This is a genomic window from Glaciecola sp. HA4-3 (assembly GCF_055693685.1).
This window is the reverse complement of record NZ_CM146340.1, coordinates 415,428-441,078: the sequence shown is the minus strand read 5'-3', so window position 1 is coordinate 441,078 and position 25,651 is coordinate 415,428. Positions and strand designations below refer to the sequence as shown.

Annotated in this window: 22 protein-coding genes, 1 tRNA gene and 3 pseudogenes; 9 read left to right on the top strand and 17 right to left on the bottom strand. The window is 40.8% G+C overall.

The window, feature by feature from the left end; all coding sequences use genetic code 11:
• Nucleotides 1-23: 23 nt before the first annotated feature.
• The 4 genes from folA to rplU all read right to left on the bottom strand — a co-directional run bounded on the left by folA (nt 24) and on the right by rplU (nt 2,424).
• A complete protein-coding gene (folA, locus tag ACZ1G6_RS02105; protein WP_472617848.1) occupies nt 24-515 on the bottom strand; it encodes a type 3 dihydrofolate reductase in 492 nt (163 codons plus the stop codon).
• Between the two features lie 15 nt (nt 516-530).
• Nucleotides 531-1,697 (bottom strand): Obg family GTPase CgtA, encoded by a 1,167-nt coding sequence (gene cgtA / locus ACZ1G6_RS02100; protein ID WP_472617847.1) that lies wholly within the window; start codon nt 1,695-1,697, stop codon nt 531-533.
• Between the two features lie 128 nt (nt 1,698-1,825).
• Nucleotides 1,826-2,083 (bottom strand): 50S ribosomal protein L27, encoded by a 258-nt coding sequence (gene rpmA / locus ACZ1G6_RS02095; RefSeq protein WP_472617846.1) that lies wholly within the window; start codon nt 2,081-2,083, stop codon nt 1,826-1,828.
• 29 nt (nt 2,084-2,112) lie between these two features.
• Nucleotides 2,113-2,424: a 50S ribosomal protein L21 gene (gene rplU / locus ACZ1G6_RS02090; protein ID WP_472617845.1), complete on the bottom strand. Its 312-nt coding sequence runs from the start codon at nt 2,422-2,424 to the stop codon at nt 2,113-2,115.
• Between the two features lie 244 nt (nt 2,425-2,668).
• Here rplU and ispB point away from each other — a divergent pair, with 244 nt between their 5' ends.
• On the top strand, nt 2,669-3,640 hold the full coding sequence (gene ispB / locus ACZ1G6_RS02085) for an octaprenyl diphosphate synthase (protein ID WP_472617844.1): 972 nt from the start codon (nt 2,669-2,671) through the stop codon (nt 3,638-3,640).
• Between the two features lie 9 nt (nt 3,641-3,649).
• Here ispB and pepQ read toward each other — a convergent pair.
• Both pepQ and ACZ1G6_RS02075 read right to left on the bottom strand, forming a co-directional pair.
• Nucleotides 3,650-4,977: pseudogene (pepQ, locus tag ACZ1G6_RS02080) on the bottom strand (Xaa-Pro dipeptidase).
• A gap of 100 nt (nt 4,978-5,077) precedes the next feature.
• Nucleotides 5,078-5,838, bottom strand: a pseudogene (locus tag ACZ1G6_RS02075) (transglycosylase SLT domain-containing protein).
• A gap of 1,627 nt (nt 5,839-7,465) precedes the next feature.
• On the opposite strand from ACZ1G6_RS02075, the gene fadB reads away from it, so the two are divergent.
• Nucleotides 7,466-9,616 (top strand): fatty acid oxidation complex subunit alpha FadB, encoded by a 2,151-nt coding sequence (gene fadB / locus ACZ1G6_RS02070; protein ID WP_472619033.1) that lies wholly within the window; start codon nt 7,466-7,468, stop codon nt 9,614-9,616.
• 27 nt (nt 9,617-9,643) lie between these two features.
• Nucleotides 9,644-10,807 carry an acetyl-CoA C-acyltransferase FadA gene (fadA, locus tag ACZ1G6_RS02065; RefSeq protein WP_472617843.1) on the top strand — a complete coding sequence of 388 codons (1,164 nt, stop codon included), beginning with the start codon at nt 9,644-9,646 and terminating at the stop codon, nt 10,805-10,807.
• Nucleotides 10,808-10,859: 52 nt separating this feature from the next.
• Here the strand turns inward: fadA and ACZ1G6_RS02060 are convergent, their stop codons facing one another.
• The 10 genes and pseudogenes from ACZ1G6_RS02060 to orn all read right to left on the bottom strand — a co-directional run bounded on the left by ACZ1G6_RS02060 (nt 10,860) and on the right by orn (nt 18,518).
• Entirely contained in the window at nt 10,860-12,014 is a 1,155-nt protein-coding gene (locus tag ACZ1G6_RS02060; protein ID WP_472619032.1) for a dihydroxy-acid dehydratase domain-containing protein, read from the bottom strand.
• Between the two features lie 28 nt (nt 12,015-12,042).
• A complete protein-coding gene (locus tag ACZ1G6_RS02055) occupies nt 12,043-12,534 on the bottom strand; it encodes a dihydroxy-acid dehydratase domain-containing protein (protein WP_472617842.1) in 492 nt (163 codons plus the stop codon).
• A 233-nt stretch (nt 12,535-12,767) separates the two neighbouring features.
• The gene (gene cspE / locus ACZ1G6_RS02050) at nt 12,768-12,977 is read right to left on the bottom strand and encodes a transcription antiterminator/RNA stability regulator CspE (RefSeq protein ID WP_136250564.1); all 210 of its coding nucleotides are present in this window, start codon (nt 12,975-12,977) and stop codon (nt 12,768-12,770) included.
• 332 nt (nt 12,978-13,309) lie between these two features.
• Nucleotides 13,310-13,807 carry an acetolactate synthase small subunit gene (gene ilvN, locus ACZ1G6_RS02045; RefSeq protein ID WP_472617841.1) on the bottom strand — a complete coding sequence of 166 codons (498 nt, stop codon included), beginning with the start codon at nt 13,805-13,807 and terminating at the stop codon, nt 13,310-13,312.
• Nucleotides 13,807-15,528: pseudogene (locus tag ACZ1G6_RS02040) on the bottom strand (acetolactate synthase 3 large subunit). Before ACZ1G6_RS02040 ends, ilvN begins: the two are co-directional and overlap by 1 nt.
• Nucleotides 15,529-15,799: 271 nt before the next feature.
• A complete protein-coding gene (locus tag ACZ1G6_RS02035; RefSeq protein ID WP_472617840.1) occupies nt 15,800-16,009 on the bottom strand; it encodes a hypothetical protein in 210 nt (69 codons plus the stop codon).
• Between the two features lie 8 nt (nt 16,010-16,017).
• Entirely contained in the window at nt 16,018-16,506 is a 489-nt protein-coding gene (locus tag ACZ1G6_RS02030; RefSeq protein WP_472617839.1) for a DUF4442 domain-containing protein, read from the bottom strand.
• A 167-nt stretch (nt 16,507-16,673) separates the two neighbouring features.
• Nucleotides 16,674-17,558, bottom strand: coding sequence for an SDR family NAD(P)-dependent oxidoreductase (locus tag ACZ1G6_RS02025; protein WP_472617838.1), 885 nt, complete (start codon nt 17,556-17,558; stop codon nt 16,674-16,676).
• Between the two features lie 229 nt (nt 17,559-17,787).
• A tRNA-Gly gene (locus ACZ1G6_RS02020) sits at nt 17,788-17,863 on the bottom strand.
• Nucleotides 17,864-17,975: 112 nt separating this feature from the next.
• Nucleotides 17,976-18,518, bottom strand: coding sequence for an oligoribonuclease (orn, locus tag ACZ1G6_RS02015; protein ID WP_472617837.1), 543 nt, complete (start codon nt 18,516-18,518; stop codon nt 17,976-17,978).
• A 119-nt stretch (nt 18,519-18,637) separates the two neighbouring features.
• Here orn and rsgA point away from each other — a divergent pair, with 119 nt between their 5' ends.
• From rsgA to ACZ1G6_RS01990, 5 genes are all read left to right on the top strand, one after another.
• Nucleotides 18,638-19,693 (top strand): small ribosomal subunit biogenesis GTPase RsgA, encoded by a 1,056-nt coding sequence (rsgA, locus tag ACZ1G6_RS02010; RefSeq protein WP_472619031.1) that lies wholly within the window; start codon nt 18,638-18,640, stop codon nt 19,691-19,693.
• 78 nt (nt 19,694-19,771) lie between these two features.
• Nucleotides 19,772-20,620 carry an archaetidylserine decarboxylase gene (gene asd / locus ACZ1G6_RS02005; RefSeq protein WP_472617836.1) on the top strand — a complete coding sequence of 283 codons (849 nt, stop codon included), beginning with the start codon at nt 19,772-19,774 and terminating at the stop codon, nt 20,618-20,620.
• A gap of 26 nt (nt 20,621-20,646) precedes the next feature.
• Nucleotides 20,647-21,534 carry a DMT family transporter gene (locus ACZ1G6_RS02000; RefSeq protein WP_472617835.1) on the top strand — a complete coding sequence of 296 codons (888 nt, stop codon included), beginning with the start codon at nt 20,647-20,649 and terminating at the stop codon, nt 21,532-21,534.
• Between the two features lie 19 nt (nt 21,535-21,553).
• Complete coding sequence (locus tag ACZ1G6_RS01995) at nt 21,554-22,249, top strand: glycerophosphodiester phosphodiesterase (RefSeq protein WP_472617834.1); 696 nt, start codon at nt 21,554-21,556, stop codon at nt 22,247-22,249.
• Nucleotides 22,250-22,274: 25 nt separating this feature from the next.
• Entirely contained in the window at nt 22,275-22,799 is a 525-nt protein-coding gene (locus ACZ1G6_RS01990; RefSeq protein ID WP_472617833.1) for an acyl carrier protein phosphodiesterase, read from the top strand.
• Nucleotides 22,800-22,869: 70 nt separating this feature from the next.
• On the opposite strand, the gene ACZ1G6_RS01985 is transcribed toward ACZ1G6_RS01990, so the two are convergent.
• Nucleotides 22,870-23,394 (bottom strand): MerC domain-containing protein, encoded by a 525-nt coding sequence (locus ACZ1G6_RS01985; RefSeq protein ID WP_472617832.1) that lies wholly within the window; start codon nt 23,392-23,394, stop codon nt 22,870-22,872.
• A 335-nt stretch (nt 23,395-23,729) separates the two neighbouring features.
• Between ACZ1G6_RS01985 and ACZ1G6_RS01980 the strand changes: the two genes are divergently transcribed.
• Nucleotides 23,730-25,625 carry a diguanylate cyclase gene (locus ACZ1G6_RS01980; RefSeq protein ID WP_472617831.1) on the top strand — a complete coding sequence of 632 codons (1,896 nt, stop codon included), beginning with the start codon at nt 23,730-23,732 and terminating at the stop codon, nt 25,623-25,625.
• Nucleotides 25,626-25,651: the final 26 nt, after the last annotated feature.

Sequence of the window (25,651 nt, the reverse complement as noted above, 5' to 3'; positions counted from 1 at the left end):
AAATTACTCCGAGTGGTGATTGATTAGCCGTCCGTAGCCTTGCGCACTACAGTGACAAACTCATAAGGGTATTTGTTCTTTTCATCTGGTAGATGGGATTCTTTACTTATTAATGCCCAATTAGCATAAGATTCATAATCGGGAAATTGGGTATCACCATCAATGTTTAAATCAATAAAAGTAAGGTGCAAGGTATCGGCGTAAGGTAAAAAGTGCTGATATATTGACCCGCCACCGATAATCATGACATCTTGGGAATCTAAACCGGCTAAACGTAATGCTTCATCACAAGAATTTACCACATGTGCATCACTTAATTGATAGTTTTTATTAGTGCTAATTACTATATTTTTGCGACCCGGTAAGGCCTTGCCAATGGATTCGTATGTTAATCTTCCCATAATTACCGGTTTACCCAACGTCACTGATTTAAAGTGTTTAAGGTCTGCTGGTAAATGCCACGGCATTTGATTGTTTTTGCCAATCACACGATTATGGGCCATGGCTGCAATCATGCTTATTTTCATTCTTTAATCTCGCACATAAACAACATTAGGGTGGTCGTCATCTTCATCATCGTCGTCTTCATCGTCAAATCTTTCGTCAAATTCATCTGACGCTTGCGCCTGTTGATAGGAAGCCCACTTAAAGTCGTTGCTTTGCTGTGCTTCGTCCTCTTCTTCTTGCACTGGCAGCTCGTCAAGATATTGCATGATATCTTGACAGATTTCGGACGTCCCCATTTTATGAAACGCAGCAATTTGATAATAATCTTCTTCCCAACCCATTTGTTCGGCAATTTGCTGGCAAAGTGCGTCTGCCTCTTCCTCTAGCATTAAATCGACTTTGTTAAAAACTAACCATCGTGGTTTTGATGCCAATTTAGGATTATAGGATTCTAATTCATGAATAATTGTCAGTGCATTTTCAACAGGATCGCTACCATCAGCAGGCATAACGTCGACAAAATGTAATAAAATTCTGCAACGTTCAAGATGTTTTAAAAACTGAATACCCAAACCTGCGCCATCAGAAGCACCTTCGATTAAGCCTGGAATATCTGCAATAACAAAGCTTGCTTGTGAGTCTAAGCGTACTACCCCTAGATTGGGTACAAGTGTAGTAAACGGATAATCTGCTACTTTGGGTTTGGCTGATGATACGCTGCGGATAAAAGTGGATTTACCTGCATTGGGCAAACCTAATAAGCCAACATCAGCAAGCAACATAAGTTCTAATTGCAGACTTCGTATTTCCCCGGGCGATCCGTCTGATTTTTGGCGTGGCGCTCGATTAGTGGAGCTTTTAAAACGGGCATTACCTAAACCGTGAAAGCCACCTTGAGCAACTTTCATTGTTTGGCCGTGCTTGGTCAAATCACCTAATACTTCTGCGGTTTCTTTGTCAATTGCACGGGTCCCAATTGGCACTTTCAAGTAAAGATCTTCACCCTTACGACCAGTACAGTTACTTCCTTGACCATTTTGACCGCGTTGGGCACGATGAAAACGCTCAAACTGATAATCAATTAAGGTATTTAAGTTTTCGTCTGCTTCTAAAAACACACTTCCACCATCACCGCCATCACCACCGTCTGGACCGCCTTTTGGAATATACTTTTCTCGTCTAAATCCAACGACACCATTTCCACCGTCACCAGCTTCAACGCGTATTTCCGCTTCATCTACAAATTTCATTTCGTTGGTTTATCCTGTATTTCTATCAAGTCAGCCCAAAGAGGCTTTTATATTATATCAGCTTTTATCAATTTATCAGGCAAAAAAAACCCCGCATCAGCGGGGTTTCTGAATCACTTTAAACCGAGTTATTCAGCAACGATGCTGACAAACTTACGGTTTTTAGGGCCTTTTACTTCAAATTGTACTTTACCGTCGGTAAGTGCAAAAAGAGTATGGTCACGACCAATACCCATATTGTCTCCAGGGTGAAACTTCGTTCCACGTTGGCGCACAATAATATTTCCTGCTAATACGTCTTGACCACCGAAGCGCTTAACACCAAGGCGTTTGCTTACCGAGTCACGACCGTTTTTAGTACTACCACCAGCTTTTTTATGTGCCATGTGTTCGTCTCCTAATACTTAACTTAGAATTATGCGTTAATCGCAGTGATTTTCACTTCCGTGAACCACTGACGATGTCCCTGTTGAGAACGCGAATGCTTTCTACGACGGAACTTCACAATATTAATTTTTTCACCACGACCATGAGTCACTACTTCTGCAGTTACTTTGCCGCCTGATACATATGGAGTGCCGATTTTAATATCGTCACCATTACTCACCATCAAGATATCATCGAATTCTACAGACTCACCAGGAGCCACTTCAATTTTCTCAAGACGAACGGTTTGGCCTTCAGCCACACGGTGTTGCTTGCCACCACTTTGGAAAACCGCGTACATAATTATCTCCGCTCTGCGCACACATGCGCTCAATTCAAAAAACAGGGCGCAGATTATATGGAAAGTTGTCACTTGATACAAGGATAATTTGCGTTTTATTTACACAAATATTGTCTGTGCTGAGAATGTTACATGTTTAGCTGCAAAAGTTGTAGTAAAAGCAATCGTTTTAGTGACTTACATCTAGCCATAACCGAGTGTTAATGTAAAATACCGATCAATTGAATTCTCTTTTTGAAGTGTCATGGATTTAAATACAATCACAAAGCTCTCTGAGCCAGACATGCTAGCTGTTAATCAGTTGATACAAGGCCAAGTAAAATCGGATGTCGTATTAATTAATCAATTGGGTTTTTACATCGTTAATAGTGGGGGTAAACGCTTGCGCCCCCTGTTAACTGTATTGGCCGCTCGTGCGCTTGATATTCAAACGACCCAGCATCACACATTGGCAGCTATTATTGAGTTTATTCATACCGCAACGCTACTACATGATGATGTCGTAGATGAGTCTACAATGCGCCGTGGTCGCCAAACTGCTAATGCTGTCTTTGGCAATCAAGCCAGCGTATTGGTCGGTGATTTTTTATATTCACGCGCATTTCAAATGATGGTTTCGCTAAAACGCATGGCGGTGATGGATATTTTATCAGATGCGACAAATCGAATTGCACAAGGCGAGGTCATGCAGTTGATGAACTGCAACGATCCACAAACCAGTGAAGAAAGTTATTTCGATGTAATTTACAGTAAAACAGCTCGCCTGTTTGAAGCAGCAACCCAGTTAGCGGCTGTGTTAACAGATCAATCGCCAGATATTGAAAAAGCAATGCAAGACTACGGCAAATATTTAGGAACAGCATTTCAGCTAATAGATGATGTCCTTGACTACACAGCAGATGCCGATGATATGGGTAAAAAAGCAGGTGATGACTTAGCGGAAGGTAAACCCACTCTTCCCTTGCTACATGCTATGTGGAACACATCAGAACAAGGCGCCATATTGATAAGAAACGCGATTATCAACGCTGATGGTATGGCAAGTTTTGACACCATACTTGAGCTTATGAAGGACGCAGGCTCGATTGAATATACTCAAGCCAAAGCAGTCGAAGAGGTAGAAAAAGCAAAAAACGCGATTTCGATTTTACCTGAGTCAAAATACAAAGACGCACTGATTGCTTTAGCCGACTTTTCTGTGTCAAGAGCGAGTTAATTCTTCGAGTTAATCAAGACCAAAGTGACGCGTCATATTCTCATTATGATCTTGATGCACAATTACGTCGTCTTCTACACGCACACCACCGTATGGTCTAAATGCGTCTACCACATTCCAATTGACATATTTTGAGTCTTGTGTGCCTTTCAAATCCGCCAACAACGAATCAATAAAATATACGCCTGACTCAATGGTAAACACTTGTTTTGCTTCAATCATCCGTGTACATCGCAAGAAAGGATGTGCGTCAGGCGAAGGATTTGGCGTACCTCTATCATCCATCACGTGACCGGCAACGTCATGCACTTGAAGCCCCAGCATATGGCCAATACCATGAGGGAAAAACGTACTGACTATTTTGCTTGCCACAGCATCTTCAGCTGACATATTAAGGACACCAAATTCTATCAGTATTTGCGCAACGCCGTGGTAGGCAGCAATGTGAACGTCGGTATATTCACGACCTATGGTTTTAGCATATCAACAAGACGTAGGTTAAGCTCGTTCACCGCCTTAATTAAATCGGCATATTGACCATTTGAAGTGGTATATGTGCGTGTAATATCTGATGCATACCCATGATAATTAGCACCTGCGTCTATCAAAAATGATAGATTATCGTTTGGTTTGGATGTTTCAAGCACGGTGTAGTGTAATATTGAGGTGTGCTGATTTAATGCGATGATATTCCCATATGGTACTTGATTATCACCCTGTTGAGCAGCAAGCAAATAAGCTTGGTTAATTTCAAATTCACTTTTATGGTCAAAAAACGCATCGCGCGCAGCTTCGTGAGCTTTAACGGCAATACTATTAGACTTTCGCATGCAATCAAGTTCATATTCCGTCTTTGTCCCACGATGGTAATGCAAGTAGTGCATGATTCTATCGGGGTTAACTAAATCAAATCCTAATGCTTTAGCAACCTCTATGTATTCACCAATATAAGCGTATTTACTCCTATCGTAAGGCAAATGCTTTTCGACTAGATTTGCTTGTTTAAGATAAACGATATCAAACTCATCTACCCAAAAGTCATTAGGTGTTTGTGGGACTTTATGCCAAAAATCAACCGGCTGATAAAATACTAACTTGGGTTTGTCGATGCCATTCACAATCAACCAGCAATTAGGATTATCAATAATTGGCACCCAAGCTTTGAATTGAGGGTTTACTTTAAACGGGTAATTATTATCGTCTAAAAAGTGACGCTTCGCCTGACCTGAATGAATGACTAAACCATCAATACTCTCGCGCGCCAGTGCTTGAGATGTTCTTGCTTGTAAAACCTGAATATGCTCTTTGTAATTTTGCCCTAGTGGGGTTTGCGTCATCGTGGTGCCTCGTTGAAACATCGTTATGCCAGTAACCATTAAGATATATGTTAGCACAGCCTAAACATTGACTGCCACTGTCAACAATAATCGATGCAAACTAGTTCGAAACGGGAATGGCTGTTTGGATAAACTCAGAAAACACATCAGCAGAGACATCCTTTGACAAATCTTCACCGTCTAACTGCGTGCGATATATTTGTTTATAGGCAGTCACTGCTTTTACATAGTTTCTTGTTTCTTTAAAAGGTATGGTCTCGACCCAGATATCTGATTCAAGCGGTGTGTTTTCGGGCAACCATTGTCGAACTCTTCTCCAACCAGCATTGTACGATGCGGTTGCTAGAATGACATTGTTATCCAGCTTGTTTAATAAATATCGAAGGTATTTATTACCCAGTCTAATATTAATATCAGCATCCAAGAGTTGCCGCGAACTTATTTGTTTTTTTCTAAATACTTTGCTGTTGAAGGTAGCAATTGCATCAGGCCTCGTGCATTTGCGCTTGATACCGCATCTGACATAAATGAGCTTTCTCGTCGTGCAATCGCAAACGCCCATTCAGCGTCTATTCCCTGTTTCTTGGCTTCCTTTTTGATGCTCTTGGAATACGCTAGTGGAAAGCGGCGCTCTACATCATCTAAATAATCTTCTCTTGAGAAAGTGAAGATCGCTTGGTCATGCCAACCCCACTCACTTGCCACAACACTGCTCGCTAACTGGTCAGTTTCTGCTAAGCTTTGTTGAGTAAAACGCCACTCCAAACGCGACCAATGAAATCGTTTCAACTGTCTTAATTCAAATGCCCGGTGTGTTGACTCAAGTGATAAAATTCGGTCAATAGATGCATCATCAACCATGATAGGGTTGTGCTGTAAATTGGCTTGTTTATTTATCCGAGCACTAGCCAAAAATCCATAATAATGGCGCTGTGTAGAAAGTTGCTCGTAAAGCGTATTAGCCTCGGCCACTCTACCCAACTGCTCGTAAGCTCTTGCCAACCAGTAAGAATAGTCTAAGGAAGAAACAACTTGTGGCGGGGCGTTTTCGATGAGCAAAACAATTTTTGACCACTGAGCTTGTTTCAATAGATAAGCTAAGTGCCATCTAGTTGATTCTGAGTCCGCGCCAACTTGCAGCGCTTTATCAAGCCAAACCTCAGCTTGAGGATGTTGGTCAATCGCAAGTTTTATCCCAAACTGTGAATATATTCGACCTAGTTGTGCTGTAGTAAACAAAGAATCCGAATCTAGCTTATTCATCAATCGAATTGCTAAGGCTTCGTCTCGCCAAATAAGCCTAGCTAGGGCATATGTTTTAATCTTTGCTTCATGTTGAGGATAAGCACCAGTAAAGGCTCGTAGATTTTCCAGCATACTTGGATTACGCCTTGCTTTACGCCATAACGTAGCCAAGTATTGTTTGTTTTCTGGCAATAAAGAACGCAGATAAGGTATCAATGTGTGGCTGCCACCATTAGCAGCTTTCTCGACTCGCGATAGTACTAATTCATCACTTAAATGTCCTGCTTGCATCCATCTTTCAAAAACCTTGTTGCATTGTTTTGCTTGTGATTTTCCAACAAGCCAAAGCCTAGTTATATCTTCAAGCATTGTTTCTAAAGCGACCCCACTAGATAACTTCGCATCTAGGTAAGCGCATGCCAATTTAGCGTTGTTGGACGGACGGTAAAACTCGATAAATAAGTTGTTTTGCTTACGTTTTAATAAATACTCAAGCCACTCACGTCTGAGTTCTTTTGCAATTGGGGTTCCCGCGTAACGTTTAAAAAACTGCCTTATTAATTCCGCTTGGTTCAATCGCAGTTTGTGGGTGATTTTTCGTTCATACAAATATGGAATAAGAGGATAATCACCCAATGAAGTAATAAGGTTTGAAAAAGTAGCATCATCCATTGACCAAAGTGATTTTTCAGCTCGCAAAAACGCCGCCCTTTGTGTTTTTCTGTGTTCACTATCAAGATAAAGGGGCGATTGTGTTTCTGGCGCACTGATTGTGGGAATTTTAGCCAACGCAAGTGGCGATAAAACAATCACAATCAGAAAAACGCAAACACTCAAGCCGCTGTTCGACACGCTAAAACTGACAGGTAAAACATAATCATTTTTGTTTAAAAACAAAGTGGTATCTTCTTTTTGGTTAAAATGGGTGCGATACGCTTATATCGGCACGTGGACTATATTCACCAAAAATAGTCAATATTAAAAAATAATAAAGACCATTCGAGCTAGTTTCGCGTAATATTTGCACGGGCTTAATTTATACAACAGCTTTTATAATTAGTTCGGATAAACGATACGATTTAATCTGATATAGTGTGAAAATTGTTGCAACATTAATAATGACCATTTCAAACATTAAGACAAATGCTTGCTAACATGCAATTACTTTAAGCATAGCTTACATTTGCAACATTGGTGGTCTAATCTTAAGCGAATAATAGTAATGTCAGTACAGGAGATAATGATGATATACGAGGGCAAAAGTTTATCGGTAACGCTTACCGATGACGGGATTGCTGAGCTAGTGTTTGATGCACAAGGCTCGGTAAATAAATTTGACCAACAAACAGTATCAGAGCTTGACCAAGCCACTGTTGCCATTAAAGGCACCGATGCGATTAAAGGGGTGTTAGTACGCTCAGCTAAATCCACTTTTATTGTTGGAGCAGATATTACTGAATTCACCAGCTTATTTGCCATGCCTGATAACGAAATACTCGATTGGGTAGCTAAAACCTCACAGGTATTTGACCGTTTTGAAGATCTTCCTGTACCTAGTATTTGTGCAATTAACGGCTTTGCGCTTGGCGGTGGCTGTGAAATGGCACTGGCATGTGACCTGCGCGTTGGTGATGAAACAACTCGCATTGGATTACCAGAAGTAAAGCTTGGCCTAATGCCAGGGTTTGGCGGTACAGTTCGTTTACCCAGAATTATAGGTTCTGACAACGCATTAGAATGGATGACCACTGGCCGTGATAGAAACGGTCAAAAAGCCCTAAATGAAGGTGCAATTGATGCCGTTGTCGCATCAGACAACCTCCATAATGCAGCGCGCACAATGCTAAAAAGTGCCATCGATGGCGATATCAATTGGGTATCTAGAAGAGATCAGAAAAAAGCACCACTTCAATTAAATCAAAATGAAGCGATGATGAGCTTTCCCACTGCAGCTGCGATGGTTGCTGCCCAAGCAGGTAGACATTACCCAGCCCCTCACAAAATGGTAGAGACGGTACAAAAGGCAGCCGCATCATCAAGAGATGGGGCGCTAAAATTAGAAAATGAAGGATTTGTTGCATTGGCAAAAACTGATGCATGCCAAGCACAAGTGGGTATCTTTTTAGCTGACCAACTTGTCAAAGCCAAAGGTAAAAAAGTCGCAAAAGGTGCATCAAAACAAGTCAAATCTCATGCTGTGTTAGGCGCGGGCATTATGGGCGGCGGCATTGCCTACCAAGGTGCGGTGAAAGGCGTTCCAACCGTTATGAAAGATATTGCACAACCTGCGTTAGATTTGGGTCTAAGTGAAGCGGCAAAGATTTTAGGTAAAGGCATGAAGCGCGGGAAAGTAGACGCGAATAAAATGGCGGCGACTTTGAACAATATCTCTGCGACTTTAGACATGAATGCAATTGCCGATGCGGACCTTGTTATTGAAGCGGTTGTTGAGAATCCAAAAGTAAAAGCAGCAGTGCTGAAAGAAACAGAACAGACTGTTTCTGATGATGCCATTATCTGTTCAAATACATCTACCATCTCCATCAATCAATTAGCACAAGCGTTAGATAAACCTGAACGTTTTTGCGGTATGCATTTCTTTAACCCTGTTCATAAAATGCCATTGGTTGAGATTATACGAGGTGAAAAAACGGATGATGCAACAATATCAGCCGTTGTAGCAGCAACGCTTAAGATGGGTAAAACGCCAATTGTGGTCAATGACTGCCTAGGATTTTTGGTAAACCGAGTATTGTTCCCTTATTTTGCTGGCTTTAGTAAATTAGTAATTGATGGTGCCGATTTTACGGCTGTTGATAAAGTCATGGAAAAAATATTTGGTTGGCCAATGGGTCCAGCATATTTGCTAGATGTTGTCGGAATGGATACCGCTGATCACGCATCGGGTGTAATGTCTGATGGTATACCACAGCGTATGCAAAAGATTGATAATGACCCTGTTACTTTATTGTATTCAAACCAACGCTTTGGTCAGAAAAATGGCAAAGGTTTTTATGATTATGGTACCGACAAACGAGGTCGCCCAACTAAGTCGGCCTCACAAGACGCATACGCCTTGTTTAAGGATCATGTTGCGCCTACGCGTGAATTCGACAAAGAAGAAATCATTGCTCGAGTCATGATACCTATGGCAAACGAAGCGATTCGTTGCCTTGAAGAAGGAATTGTTGCAAGCGCTGCTGAAGCTGATATGGCTTTACTGTATGGCTTAGGGTTCCCTCCGTTTAGAGGCGGTATTTTCCGTTACATCGAAACCATGGGATTAGCGAACTTTGTTGCTTTAGCTGACAAATATGCAGAGTTGGGACCTATTTATCAAATCAGTGACGGTGTGCGCGAAATGGCGTCATCTGGCAAGTCTTACTTTGCCTAACGCCAACAAGAATAAAGGAGAATAAACATGAAAGATGTAGTGGTTATCGATTGTATTCGTACCCCAATGGGCCGCTCAAAAGGGGGCGTTTTTCGTAACGTCCGCGCCGAGACTCTATCAGCACAACTGATGACAAAATTACTTGAGCGTAATCCTAATTTAGATCCTTCACTAATTGAAGATATTATTTGGGGATGCGTACAGCAAACAAAAGAGCAAGGCTTTAACGTTGCCAGAAACGCTCAGCTATTAACCGACATTCCTCGTTCTACTGGCGCGGTCACGGTAAACCGTTTGTGTGGTTCATCCATGCAAGCTTTACATGACTCAGTCTCAGGAATTATGACTGGCCGTGGTGATGTGTATATGATCGGTGGTGTTGAGCATATGGGTCATGTCCCAATGAACTATAACATTGACTTTCACCCGGGCTTATCCAAAAACACTGCAAAAGCATCTGGTAGCATGGGTATGACGGCTGAGCTATTAGGTCGTCAAAATGGTATTACCCGTGAAATGCAAGACGCCTTTGGCGCACGCTCACACCAAAAAGCTCATCAAGCACATTTAAATGGCGGTTGGGATAATGAAATCGTAGGAATTGAAGGTCACGATGCAAATGGCCTGCTTACGATGGTTAAGCATGATGAAGTTATTCGTCCTGAAACAACGGTAGAAACTTTAGCAGGATTGCGCCCAGTATTTGACCCTGTAAATGGATCGGTAACCGCAGGTACATCGTCAGCTATATCGGATGGTGCATCTGCGATGTTGATTATGTCAGCAGATAAAGCAAAAGAATTAGGCTTAAAGCCTCGTGCTAAAATTCGTGCTATGGCGGTAGCAGGTTGCGATGCTGCAATTATGGGCTATGGTCCGGTACCAGCGACTAAAAAAGCGTTACAACGTGCTGGTTTAACAATGGCAGACATTGAATTGGCTGAGTTTAACGAAGCATTCGCAGCGCAAGCTTTATCGTGCATCAAACAACTTGGTTGGTTGGATGAATACGAAGAAAAAGTTAACTTAAAAGGTGGTGCTATTGCACTTGGTCACCCTTTAGGTTGTTCTGGTTCAAGAATTTCAACCACACTGATTAATGTGCTTGAAGATAACGACAAAACGATTGGCTTAGCTACAATGTGCATAGGCCTAGGCCAAGGTATTGCAACCGTCTTTGAACGCGTATAAGTACTAAGTAGTTAGGATTAAAAAAGCCAAGTCATAGACTTGGCTTTCTTATTTAAAGGTCTTTATCCGTGACAGCGCCTTCACTAGCACTGGCCGCTAATTTAGCAAATTTTGCTAATATGCCTCGATTTGTATAAGGCTTAGGTCTACGCCAATTTTCTTTGCGCTTTGCAATTACTGCATCATCTACATGCAAGGTAATTTCCTTAGTTTCAGCGTTGACAGTAATGGAGTCTCCATCCTCTACCAATGCAATAGTGCCTCCTTCAAAAGCTTCGGGGGTAACATGCCCGATCACAAAGCCATGACTACCACCAGAAAACCGCCCATCGGTTATTAGGGCTACATCATTACTAAGACCGCGGCCGTTAATTGCACTGGTAGGACTTAACATCTCTCGCATACCTGGTCCACCTTTGGGACCTTCATAGCGCACAATGACAACATCGCCTTTTTCAACATCACCGTTCATGATTGCCTTCATTGCCATTTCTTCACCGTGATAACACTTCGCGTTCCCTGTGAAGCTTAAGCCTTCATGGCCGGTAATCTTAGCTACTGCTCCCTCAGGAGCTAAATTGCCGCGCAAGACTACAAGATGACTATCTTTTTTGATCGGATTATCAAATGATCTAATAACCTTCTGCCCTTTTGGATAATCATCAACACTGGCCAGATTCTCAGCCATTGTTTTACCGGTTACCGTCATACAATCGCCATGCAACAGTCCTTCATTTAGCAGCATTTTCATCAATGGTTGAATACCACCAACTTCGATTAATTCACTCATCGCATACACGCCTGCTGGTCGCATATCAGCTAAAACAGGGACTCGCTCACCCACGCGGCTAAAATCATCAAGCGTCAAAGGAATATTGGCAGCGTGTGCAATAGCTAATAAATGTAACACTGCATTTGTTGAACCTTCCAAAGCAATTGTCATTGTAATTGCGTTTTCTAAAGCCTCTGGCGATAAAATATCGCTTGGTTTTATTCCACGCTTAATTAAGTGCCTCACCGCTTCACCAGCTTTAAAGCAGTCTATACGTTTTGCATCAGAAATTGCATTTTGAGCAGAACTATTAGGCAAGGAAAGGCCCATGGCTTCTAGCGCAGAAGCCATGGTATTTGCAGTATACATTCCCCCGCACGAGCCTGGACCGGGGATTGCCGTTGTTTCAACTTCTTTAAGCTCTATATCCCCAATTTTTCCAGCACTATGCGCTCCAACAGCCTCAAATACTGAAACAATATCTCGACGTTCTTTGCTCTGGCATTATCGTACCGCCGTACACGAAAACAGCTGGACGATTTAAACGAGCAATCGCAATACCACAAGCGGGCATATTTTTGTCACAACCACCTAGTGCCACAAATCCATCAAAGCCTTGGGCTCCTACCACCGTTTCAATACTATCTGCAATTACTTCACGAGAAACAAGCGAATAACGCATGCCTGGTGTGCCCATACTGATACCATCAGAAACAGTAATGGTATTAAACATGACTCCTTTACCGCCTGCAGCATCCGCGCCTAAGCGGGCTTGCTCGGCTAATTCATTAATATGCATGTTACACGGTGTGACCATCGACCAAGTAGATGCGATGCCTATCTGTGGTTTTGAAAAGTCTTCTTTTTTAAATCCAACTGGATACAGCATCGCTCGACTCGGCGCTTGCTCAACACCATCTACGATACGAGAGGAATATTTACGTTCATCACTCATTGAAAAGCTTGCCTCGAATATAATTTAGAATAGGTATACGTTACGTATATCCTAAGTGTACGATAAATTCTCTTTAAAAGTGATGCAAAATAGCAGGAAATTAGGAATTTTTGCCTTATAAAGACAATAAAAAGCGAAAATATGAAATAAGTACGTTCTGGCTGGGCTGCAAAAACAAAAATGGCACCCCGAAGGATGCCATTTTTTTAAGAATCAATTCTCAAACTTTAAAACTAGATAGTTTCAACGTTTGCGGCTTGTAAGCCCTTTTGACCTTCTTCTACTTCAAAAGATACGCGTTGACCTTCTGGAAGCGTTTTATAACCTTCAGCAACGATAGCGCGGAAATGTACGAATACATCTTTTCCACCGTTATCTTGAGTTAGAAAACCATAACCTTTTTCAGGGTTAAACCACTTAACTGTGCCTGTAACTTTAGACATGTAAACCTCAATAAATAAATCTATGACGCGCAGAATGCGCAGTAAAAATTTTTGCTAAGAGAGTTTTGAAGAGTTTAATAACTTACAATAACAACGTCTTACACTAGTACTACAGGTGGAACGAGAGGTTATAAGGGGTTAAGAACGAACCTAAAAACACTGTCTTAATCAAAAACAAGTGAAGTGTAGCACATATTCTGAAAAACAAAGAAGAATTAGTAACTTTTTTTAAAATAATATCAATTAATTAGCGAAAAACAGTAAATCCCCAAAAAATAAGTGCTTTTTTGGAGATGCTTACAAGTATTTTATAACACGCTTCTTTTCCTGCGCTATGGCCGAAGGGCTCTGTCGCCCCTTGATAAACCGCATACTCCAGTTCGAGCTGATTCAGTAATATCAGCTGACTGTTGCATCACATCGGCAAAAGCACTGAGCTTTTCGCTTGTTCCAGTAATTTCAATCGTATAATGCGCTGCAGTTACATCAAGTATCCTGGCGCGAAAAATATCAACATTTCGCTTCACTTCAGCCCTTGCGTTTTCACTACGAGTAGCCACTTTAATTAGCATAAGTTCACGCTGTACGTGCGCGGCGCTCGCTAATTCTGTTACTCGAAGCACATCAACAAGCTTATTGACTTGCTTAGTAATTTGCTCGCTAACCTTATCATCCGCTTGTGTGATAATCGTTAAACGCGAAAGGCTTTCGTCACTAGTTGGCGCCACACATAGCGAATCTACGTTATACCCACGTTGCGAAAACACACCCACTATTCGTGAAAGTGCACCTGGAGCATTCTCCATTAATACTGAAAAAATTCGTTGCATTATGTACGCTCCGTTTTGCTTAAGCGCATATCATCCATGGCGCCATATTTTATTTGCATTGGATATACGTGTTCGTTTTGATCTACTAAGACATCCATAAACACTAGCTTATCTTTTTGCGCAAAACAGCGTGCCATAGCATCATCAAGCTCGTCTAAATGATCAACTCGAATACCCACATGCCCATAGGCTTCGGCAAGTTTGACAAAATCTGGCATTGAATCCATATAAGAATGAGAATGTCGGCCTTTATAATTCATATCTTGCCATTGCCTGACCATCCCAAGCGCTCGGTTGTTTAGTGATATGATTTTAACGGGCAAGCCATATTGCAAACATGTAGATAACTCTTGAATGTTCATTTGAATACTACCATCGCCGGTGATAACCACTGAACATGCATCAGGGTGGGCAAACTGCACGCCCATGGCCGCAGGCAGTCCAAAGCCCATTGTGCCCAGTCCACCAGAGTTGATCCATCTTCTTGGTTTAGCAAATGGGTAATATAATGCAGCAAACATCTGATGTTGTCCTACATCAGATGATACATATGCATCCCCTTTGGTATGCTTGTAAACCTCTTCAATGACGCGTTGCGGTTTTATTACCTGTGTACTTTGCTGGTAGTCTAGGCACTTGCGTGTACGCCATTGCTCAATTTGCTCCCACCAGTCTTTGAGTTTTTCGGCTTGCTCAGCTTGATCAATTTCACCCAAGGCAGCTAGGATTTGTTGGCATACTTTATCAACCGAACCCACTACGGGAATATGCGCATTTACCGTTTTAGAAATAGAAGCAGGGTCAATATCGACATGGATGATATCCGCATGTGGGCAAAATTTATCGACGTTATTAGTTACTCGGTCATCAAAACGAGCGCCAAGGGCCAATATGCAATCAGCATTATGCATCGACTTATTCGCTTCTAACAAACCATGCATACCTAACATGCCCACAAATTGTTTATGCACCCCTGAAAAAGCCCCTAAACCCATCAAGGTGCAAGTCACAGGCGATTGTAGTTTTTCAGCAAGCTGAGTAACTAAGTTTTCGGCTTCGGCCGTAATAGCACCACCGCCAACATAAAGCACAGGTCTTTTAGCTTTTAATAGACTTGCAACTGCTTTATTGATCTGTTTGCTATGCCCTTTCAAGGTAGGATTATATGATCGCATCGTAACATCAGAAGGAAACACATAGGGGTGTTCTTCTTGAACGTTAACAATATCTTTTGGCAAATCAACCACCACAGGACCTATAGTCGGCCAGTGTTAGCGATATAATAAGCTTTAGCAATAGCAATCGGAATATCTTCAGGCTTTTTTACTAAAAAGCTGTGTTTGACGATAGGCCTAGAACATCCAACCATGTCGGTCTCTTGGAAAGCATCTTCACCAATGTGCATAGAAGGGACTTGCCCTGACAAAACAACCATTGGAATCGAATCCATATACGCAGTTGCAATACCGGTTAACGTATTGGTTGCACTAAGGTCCAGACGTAACCAATACGGTTCCCGTTCTACCAGTAGAACGAGCAAAGCCATCAGCCATGTGAGCTGCAGCTTGCTCATGTCTTACTAAAACGTGCTTGACGTCATCTTGGGCAAACAGCGCATCATAAATATCTAATACCGCTCCACCTGGGTATCCAAATACGTGGCTTACACCTATATCTTTTAGGGCTTCTACTACCATAGCAGCGCCTGACATCATCCTCACGTTCATTACTCCTAGTTCAATATAAAATATACACCAGAGCAATATACCCCAGCCGACGAAAAGAAAAAACAGGGAAAGGTAAATTTATGAAATAAATCTCTCATTAGCGGCATTTTTTAGGATAAATATTTCAATACAACCTATATATAGGGGATCAAAAGAGGATGTTGATCCTTTCTCAATCAAATCAAGCGCACAATAGGCTTTATCTTTTCTTATGAACTATGTGTTTATACGCGAAGCAAAAGCGAGTCAACTACTCATCAAAGAATTATACTAAAGTGTCACTTAACAATACTGTGCACATTGTTTGATGATGCATGCGTTGTTGAGCGTTAATTGATACCAATCGAGTACTACTAAACCCAAACATACCTTTGATTGAAAAGTCATTGGGTTTGTACACCGCAAAACAAGCAATCAAAAATAAAATAACGACCACACAAATAGCCAAGGCGAATAATAAATTACGTTTTAACATTTCAATCGCTATTTTTTATTAACCCATGCCCAATTCATTTCGCAAATTACAGGCTCGTCGCCTGATTCATCTGTGACGATAACCTTAACCAATATGTCGCCTTTATCTTGAGTCTGCATCATTTTTATTTGTTCATCGCTAACGCTAGCGACAGCCTTCATATCACCGATTGAGCGTTTAACATACTTAAGATTCATCGTTTTGATTAAAGGCAGTTTATCGCCGGGTAAATTAAGACCAACAACAAAACCAGTAGATGATTCTGCTAACAAGGCCATAGTAGCGGCATGGACTTGGCCTATGTGGTTTCTTACTTTTGTTCTGTTTTTGACAAAAAATGTCACGCTTTGCAAATCAGTTTCGATGATCTGCAACTTCGTTGTGCCTACTAGCTTTACCTTGAATCTGAAAACCCAAGTAAGCAAGCGCATACTCAACCAATTGGGATAGCCAAGCGCTTTTTCTGCAAATGTGCGTAAGGGATTTTTAACCGCCATTATTATCACTACCTTCTATAATACACATGACTGACCAATTTTTAACCACTGGTCTGATGAGCAGCGCAGTATATCAGAGAATTAAACCTAAACAACCGCTGAAGGTATATTTATATGATAAATATACCTTAGTATAGTTTCTAGGAGCTAGCGCATATTAATTTGCGCTAGAGGCTCACAATATCCTCATCAATCAGATGTTGAACCAATGGGCTGTTTTGTGCATCGGCAAATGCATTGTCAATCGCTTTTGCTCGGCCAGCGATGGGGTTACGATAATTAGGATGAGTAAATATATAGAGTTGCTTTGATGTGAGCGCCTCCACTACGCGCTTAGCAAGCAATGAAGCATCAATTCCTGACTCTACTAATGCGGCGGCTTGCCCAAATCCCTTTTTCAGTTCGTCAGATTTATCTTTTAGCACATTGGTGTGATACTTAGCTTGTTTTGTTCTTAAAGATTCATGAATACGCGTCTTTACAAAAGCAGGACATAAGGCACTCACATGTATGTTGTGAGCCTTTAACTCGACCGCCCAGCTTTCACTCATTGAGACAACCGCCGCTTTGCTTGCTGCATAAGCAGATGAATAAGGTACGCCATTCATACCGGCCATAGACGCAACGTTGATAATCCAGCCGCCTTCACCAGTTTGTTTAATCGCAGGTGTTGTAGCGCGTGCGCCATACATAACCCCCATCACATTAACATCAATCACCCATTGCCAAATGCTGTTGTCAGATTTATCAATGCTACTGGGGATACCGCCAACTCCAGCATTATTTATTAGCATGTGGATATTACCAAAACGAGCTTTGGCATCATTTACGACGTTTTCCCACTGAGAAAAATCTGTAACGTCTAAAGGGCACGCTAATACATTTACACCATTGTCAGTCAAAATCTTAGCTGAGTTTTCAAGGACATTGATATCAATATCTGCCATTACGATATTCACCCCTAATTCGCCTAGCTCTTGGGAAAGTGCAAACCCAATACCGCCTGCTGCGCCCGAGATAAGTGCTGTTTTACCTGTAAAATCAATTGACATAAGTTAACCTTTCGACAAATTTGTATACGATACAATCAATATACGAATGACGCCGCGTTTAGGAAACTTTATTACTTGAATGGTTTTGGCTCAGTGAAATGAATAACGCACTATCGCCTTAGGTGTCAAACAATAGCGGGTGATGGTTTTATATTTAGTAACTTAACGCACTTATGAACGATGTAGTAAGTAGCAGTAGACACTACGACTTTTTGATAAAAAAAGAGATTGGAGCGGGAAACGAGATTCGAACTCGCGACCCCGACCTTGGCAAGGTCGTGCTCTACCAACTGAGCTATTCCCGCAAAAGAGGAGCGCATTATAGAAAAATAAACGCTTCGTGCAAGTGCTTTTTACTAATTTTTTTAAAATCACCTCGTTTTCAATGATTTACCATTAACAAAGAGTATCGTTAATTTAAATCTTAAATACCATCTGGCGGTAATACTTCATTTCATCTATCGATTCAATAATATCGTCCAAAGCTAAATGTACGCCTTTTTTTGTGAATCCCTTCGCAATTTTCGGCTCCCATCTCGCACAAAGCTCTTTGATTGTGCTCACATCGATATTTCGATAATGGAAAAACGCATCTAGCGTGGGCATGTATTTGACTAAAAATCGACGGTCTTGTCCGATACTGTTGCCACAAAGAGGTGATTTACCCGCAGGTACATATTGAGACAAAAACGCGAGGGTTTGCGCTGCCGCTTCATCTATACCGATATCACTTTGCTTGCATCGAAGCGTTAGGCCAGATTCGCCATGTGTCTTGACACACCAAGGGTCCATATTATCTAAAATATCGTCTGGTTGATGAATAGCTAAAACAGGGCCTTGACCAAGTATATTTAGGTCTTTATCAGTGACGATACTGGCAATCTCTAAAATCACACAAGACTCTGGATCTAATCCAGTCATTTCTAAATCAATCCATACCAAGTTTTGTTCATCAATCACTTTATGCTCCCAAGTTTTCTGTGACGCCCGACGATTAAAAATAGTTGAATATACTAGTCGAACATTGTGCAACAAGGTATCATGCTGACCAATATTCGCCAATAGAGTTAGCGTACTACGTGGCAAAAAAGCCCAAGTTATCAAAAAATCAGCAACGTCAAATTGCCAAAAATCGTCATAAGCGTATTAACGCTGAGGCAGCAGTTAGCAGTGACGAAAATAAATCAGGCAACAATGCGCTTTTAGGTGAACCTACGCCAGGTAGAGTCGTTAGTCGCTTTGGTAAACAAGCTATTGTAGAAACCATCGATCAGACTAGAACACTTCATAAATGCTACATACGTCGAACTATAAAATCGGTGGTTTGCGGCGACAACGTAATCTTTAAACCTAGCTTGTCAAATGAGGAGCGTGATAGAGGCATTATTGAAGTTGTTGAAGATAGGTTTAGCACACTTAGTCGACCAGACTATTACGATGGGGTCAAGCCTGTCGCCGCCAACATAGAACAAATAGTAGTGGTTAGTTCGATTGCACCAGCACTTTCTTGCCACATCATAGACCGATATTTAGTTGCCTGTGAACACGCTCAAATTAAACCTATTATTGTGATAAATAAAATAGAGCTGCTAAATGAAGAGCAGTTAATTGAAACCAAAGCACTTGTCAAAATATACCAAGACATTGGTTATCGCGTCATTTTTGCAAGCTGTAAAACCAACCAAGGACTTGACGAACTAGGCCTTGCACTTAAGGACAAAATCAATGTCTTGGTCGGACAAAGTGGCGTTGGTAAATCTAGTTTAATTAACCAACTGCTACCAGACTCACAAGAAGTCGTTGGCGAAATATCTGATAATTCAGGGTTGGGGCAACATACCACCACTGCTGCCAAACTTATCCCCTTTGACCAAGGGGGTGAATTGATTGATTCGCCCGGGGTAAGAGAGTTTGGTTTATGGCATCTTCCTGTTGATGATATTACAAACGCATTTGTTGAATTTGAACCCTTCTTAGGTGGCTGCAAATTCAGTGACTGTAAGCATCGTAAAGACCTAGGGTGCTTAATCACAGAAGCCGTTGAAAACAACAAAATTAGCACCCAACGATACCAAAGTTATATCAAAATAGTTGACTCTCTTGAGCAAAACCGCCCTGCTTATATCAAAGAATAATCAATCATAAAGGATTAATCCTACGTTATGCTTTGAGTTGTTATACAATATACCCATTGAATGTGGAGAATAGATACCGTGATTGATTGGATTAAAGTTCGTGCGCAATATATCTTACCAAAGCACTTGTTATCACGACTTGTAGGAAAGCTCGCTGCAGCTGAAGCGGGTGCTGTAACGCAATTTTTTATTAAACAATTTATCAAAGCGTTTAACGTAAATATGCAAGAGGCAAAATATGAACAGCCAGAAGCATACAAAACCTTTAATGCTTTTTTTACACGCCCATTAAAAGACGGCATTCGCCCTATTGATGAAGATGACGAATTGCTCTGCCAACCTGTAGATGGGACTATCAGTCAATTTGGTGACATTATCTCAGATGATGTGTTTCAGGCAAAAGGACACACCTTTAGTGTGACTACCTTACTTGGCGGAAAACCTGAACTGGCTGAATGTTTTAAAGGTGGACGTTTTGCGACAATCTACCTTGCACCGACCGACTATCATCGAATTCATATGCCAATAGAAGGTACCCTCACCGACACCTTGCATGTGCCCGGTGAACTGTTTTCGGTTAACCCCTTGACCGCGGCTAATGTGCCCGGTTTATTTGCTCGTAATGAAAGAGTCGTAACACTATTTGATACGCCTGTAGGGAAAGTAGCACTTGTCCTAGTAGGAGCTACTATCGTTGCTAGTATCGAAACAGTTTGGGCTGGCAATATTACTCCACCGGCGGGGAAATATGTTCAACACTGGACACACGAGAACGAAGATATACGTTTAGCAAAAGGTGAAGAAATGGGCCGATTTAAACTCGGCTCAACCGTAGTCTTATGCTTTGAGCCCGGTAAAGTTGAATTTGAAAACCTGTCAGCAGGCGATATTACCCGTTTAGGGCAAGCTCTTGCCAAAAAGTGCTAGTTCCCTATGGCGAGTAAAATAATATAGTGACTCCTGTAAAGCGTAGTCTTATAAATTTGCATCTAACCGTCATGCTGCTCGGTGGTACGGCTTTGTTTTCAAAGCTAATTCCACTATCTGCCTTGGATATCACTTTTGGGCGCTCACTTCCGGCCTTTGTGTTGTTATTTTTGTTTGTGAAACTCAGTGGTGAATCGCTTAGACTAAACAGTACAAAAGACTATTTTATTGGTGCGGGTTTAGGCATCATAATGGCCGTTCATTGGGTTACATATTTTGCCGCAATGCAGTACTCAAGTGTCTCCGTTGGCATAATCGCATTGTTTACCTTTCCTGTCATAACAGTGTTGCTCGAACCTTTTTTCGAAAAAAATCGAATTATGTGGCAAGACATAGTTAGCGGGTGCGTCGTGCTAGTAGGGATTTATTTAATAGTACCAAGTGTGTCTCTTTCTGATGATGTTACTTTGGGAGTGTTAATAGGTGTTTTTTCTGCCTTTTTATACGCCATAAGGAATCTCATGCATCGTCAATATTTTTCGCATTACAAGGGTTCAAAAGCAATGGCCTATCAAATAATGGTTATTTGCCCCTGTTTAATATTTTTTGTATCTGATGACTTGGTGACAATGAGTTGGCAAACAACACTCTTACTTCTTTTGCTAGGGACGATTTTTACTGCATTACCACACGCAATGGTAGCCACTGCCTTAAAACACTTGCGAGCTAAGACTTTTTCCCTAGTCGCTTGCATGCAACCTTTTTATGGCGTTTTGTTTGCGGTTGTCTTGCTAGGCGAGTCACCAAGTTGGCAAACCTTAGTCGGCGGTTTGTTAGTCATATCAGCTGCCATTTATGAAACCGTAAATACTCATAGAGAAAGTCGTCAATCCGAAGTAAACTCATCCAAATAACTAAACTCAGGGGTATCTTATGCAAGTGATCGCACATCGCGGAGTAAGCGCACACTTCCTCGAAAACACTATTGAAGCATACAAAGCTGCCATTAATGATGCCATACTAGGCATAGAAGTAGATTTGCATCAAATTGGTGATCACTTTGCTTTGTTTCATGACTTTGACTTAGACAGACTAACCGATACTACGGGTAAAATAAGTGAGTTGTCACCTGCGCAATTAAATACAACTGAATTAAAAAATGGTCAACATATTCCACTTTTACCCGATTTATTTGAACTAGTAAAAGGGCAAACAATGTTAAATTTAGAGCTGAAATCGATACAAGATCCTGCTCTATTAATACAAGTTGTCATTAACTATGTTTATCAATACGACGCTGAACTTGTCTTATCATCGTTTGACCATCACCTGATAAAGCAAGTGCAATTGTTACTTCGCCAAACACGTATTCAAAGCAAAGTTAAAACGGCTGCCTTGATTGCCCATTTACCCATAGACTTTGCACAGTATGCGGTCAATATGCAAGTGGACATTGCAGCCATAGAAGCACATTTAGTTAACAAAGCATTTGTCTTGGATGCGCATAAACATAACCTTGAGGTATGGTGTTACACTGTAAATACCATAGATTTTGCGATGCAATTAAAAGCACTTGGCGTTGACGCTGTATTTAGTAACGATCCGCAATTGTTGCTAAACGCCCTTTAATTCTCAAACATCACTAGTCTTAATTATGAACTTTATTGCTCACATTCAGCTGGCCCATGCCTCAAAAACTAGTATGCTAGGAAACTTCATGGGTGATTTTGTCAAAGGCGAACTAAAGCAGTGGTCAGAAATGGGCTCACGAGAAACACTCACCGTGCCTTTGATTCAAGGCATAAAGCTACATCGAAAAATAGACAGCGTTACCGATAATCACCGCCATGTAGTTGAGCTTCGTCGTCAATTTCCAAGCGAACTTCGCAGAATCTCTGGCATCATTATAGATGTGTACTTTGACCATTTGCTTTGCCAACAGTGGCATAAACATTCTGATATAAAACCAGAAGCTTTGTTTAGTCAATTTTATACTGAATTAGAGCGCTGTGATGTTTACATTTCGCCAAGGTTTGACAAGGTAAAGCACAGTTTATTAAGTGATGAATGGTTAATCTATTATCAAAATATTGAAACTTGTTTACGAGCATGCCAACAAATAGAAAAACGGCTGGGGGGCGTGTCATTTTTGCTGATAAGGCACATGACTATGTGCTGAACAAACTAGACGACTTTAATGCCGTGTTTAGTCATCTTTACCCTACGTTACGAGCACTTAGAGTAGAAGACTAGCAAGTCTCGCATTGTTTGCACTTTTTACACAAATGCAGATTAACTAGATGAGCACCGATAATAAACAATGCACCGACGCCAATTGTTAAAGGCTCGTAGGCTTCACCAAACATGTGCTTATTCCAATATATCAAAGCCCCTAGAGCAAGCGAATATAAGGGATACAACTGACGATGGTACTGTTTAAACCCGACAAATAAAGCGACAAACCCAATTAAAATTGAGAAACTGAGAATTGTTCTTTCAAACCATGCTTCTGCAACAAAGGTACTCGCTATTAATGGCGCAAGGGGTAAAAGTAATGGCAGCAACATACAATGCAGCGCACATATCCCAGTGATAAACACACCTAATTTGTCTAATGGACTGTTGTTAATAACTTTATCGCCGTTCAACGATGTTTTTTGTGATGACTTTAGACGAAATTTAGGCCCATCAACGCCTTTCGAAATAAGCGAATTGTGAGTGCCTGCGTTTAATTTACCACCTAAACCAGGAGATTTAATACTCGTAATTTTCAAAGTTATCAACCTAAAATGAAGCTAAACGTATGTAATATCAATCATTATGCTTTTCGCCCTCACTCAATCCGCATCTAGATCGATTTGAGCGATTAAAAAAAGTGATGAAGTATACCGTTATTACTAAGCAAATGAAACATTATCACATCTTATTTCTCCAAACATATCATTGCTCAAGCTAATTTATTTATGTGTTTCAAAACCTTCAAACAAAAATCGATACCCAAACAAACGCTCTTGTGTGTATTATAAGATGTCGTTATATAGCGTTTAATAGAATAAAAATAGATTTATAGCCATGTTCTCTTCACAACACCCGAGCCATTATGAAATGTGTGCGTAGTTTTAACGCCATGCTTTGGGCGTCTGTTATCTTTTTGCTATTCGTAAAACAAAGTTTTGCGCTAAGCCAAGATGATCTCAACAATATCCAATTACAGATAAATACAATCTATCTTGACGAATCATCAACACCAAGCGAACGACTTGAAGCTCTTTTGCCTATAAAAGCGCGATTAGATGTTAAAAACCCATTTAGCAGCATTGTAATTAGTGCCAATGTATTACAAGCTGAGTTGCTTGGTGAGCTTGAAGAAACCAAGCAGGTGAATGATATTATTAGTGCTTATCAGCCATTTGCTGAATTAGATATTCATTCATCGTTGAGCGCTCGACTTATGCTTTTGCAGCTATATGTTTATGATGTGCAAGGTGGAAATGGAAAGCGCCCTGCACTGCAAAAAGAATTGGTCGAATTTTCTAAAAACATTGAAGATCAAAATCTACTTGGGCAAATCTTTTTAGGCGTTGGACGAAGCCAATATAATATGTCGAAATATGCCGATGCTTTTAAAACCCTAGAACAGGCATATGAAGCATTTATGAAGATTGGTAGTAATGCCCAAATTGGTCAGGTATTAAATACCTTAGCAAATGTTAATAATGAACTTGGCAATACTGACATTGCGCTTGATTATCTCAATCAGGCTTTAAGTATCGCGCGTACTCTAGATGATAAGTTTGAAGAATCTATAATTTTATACAACATTGCAAATTCATACTATTTTAGTAATGACATAAAAATGGCTAGACAACATATGGGCGAAGCAATGGCCATCAGTGTAGAAATTGATGACCCAATAGGCGTTGCTTTTGCACAGAAAAAGCTAGCAGATTTTTCTGCTATTGAAGGCGAGCATACCGAAGCTATTGCAATATATGATTCTACTATTCCTAGCTTTCTATCGATTAATAATTCAGTCATGCTTTTCGAAATCTATTCTGGTATTGCTCGTAGCAGCGTCATGCTAAACGACATAAGTCGGGCTGAAAAAATGATAGCATTAAGTGAAGCCTATCTGACAAAACTCGATAATCCCTCCAACTTAGCGCGAGACTACTATCTAATTAAAAAAGATATAGAGTTCATGAAGCAAAATTACCAATCGGCATTTCTATTGCTAGAAGAAGCCGTTAGTTACATTGAAAAGGCTGCTCAAGATGCAAAAGAAACTGAAGTTGAGCGGTACAGAATAAAATTTCATACCGCCTTTAGTGAAAATGAGAACAAATCGCTAGCCCTTCAAAACCAGCTAAATGAATTACAACTTAAGGAACAAAGAGCGAAAGAAAAAATGTGGCTGATTGTGCTTATTTTTTCATTTCTATTATTACTGGCGGTAATAGCGCTGCTTGTGATTCAAACAAAAAATAGAAATCACTTTAAAACTATCGCGCTTCAAGACTATCTTACCGCTAGTCCAAATCGCCGCGCTATTATGGATTTTGCGCAATTACGGTTAGAGGAATTCAAACGTAAACAAATGCCTATCTTCATCTGTATCATTGATATAGATAACTTCAAAAGAATCAATGATAACTTAGGTCATAAAGCGGGAGATGCTGTATTGTGCGCATTTGCTCAAGCTTGTAAAAATGTACTTCGACCATACGATAGATTTGGTCGTTATGGCGGCGAGGAATGGTTACTTGTGCTGTCTATTGAATCAACAGATCAAATACATAGTATTTTTAAGCGCATTGGCAGTGAACTCAATCATTTAATTAAAATGAGCTATGAAGACATGCCATTTATTAGCTTTTCAATGGGCGCAGCCACAACAAGTAATCATACAGATGAAAGTCTAGACGCAATAATATCCCGTGCAGACAAGTTACTATATCAAGCAAAAACTCAAGGTAAGAACTGTGTTCGTATGGATGCACAATGACTACATTTTAACAACTTTAATAAAGT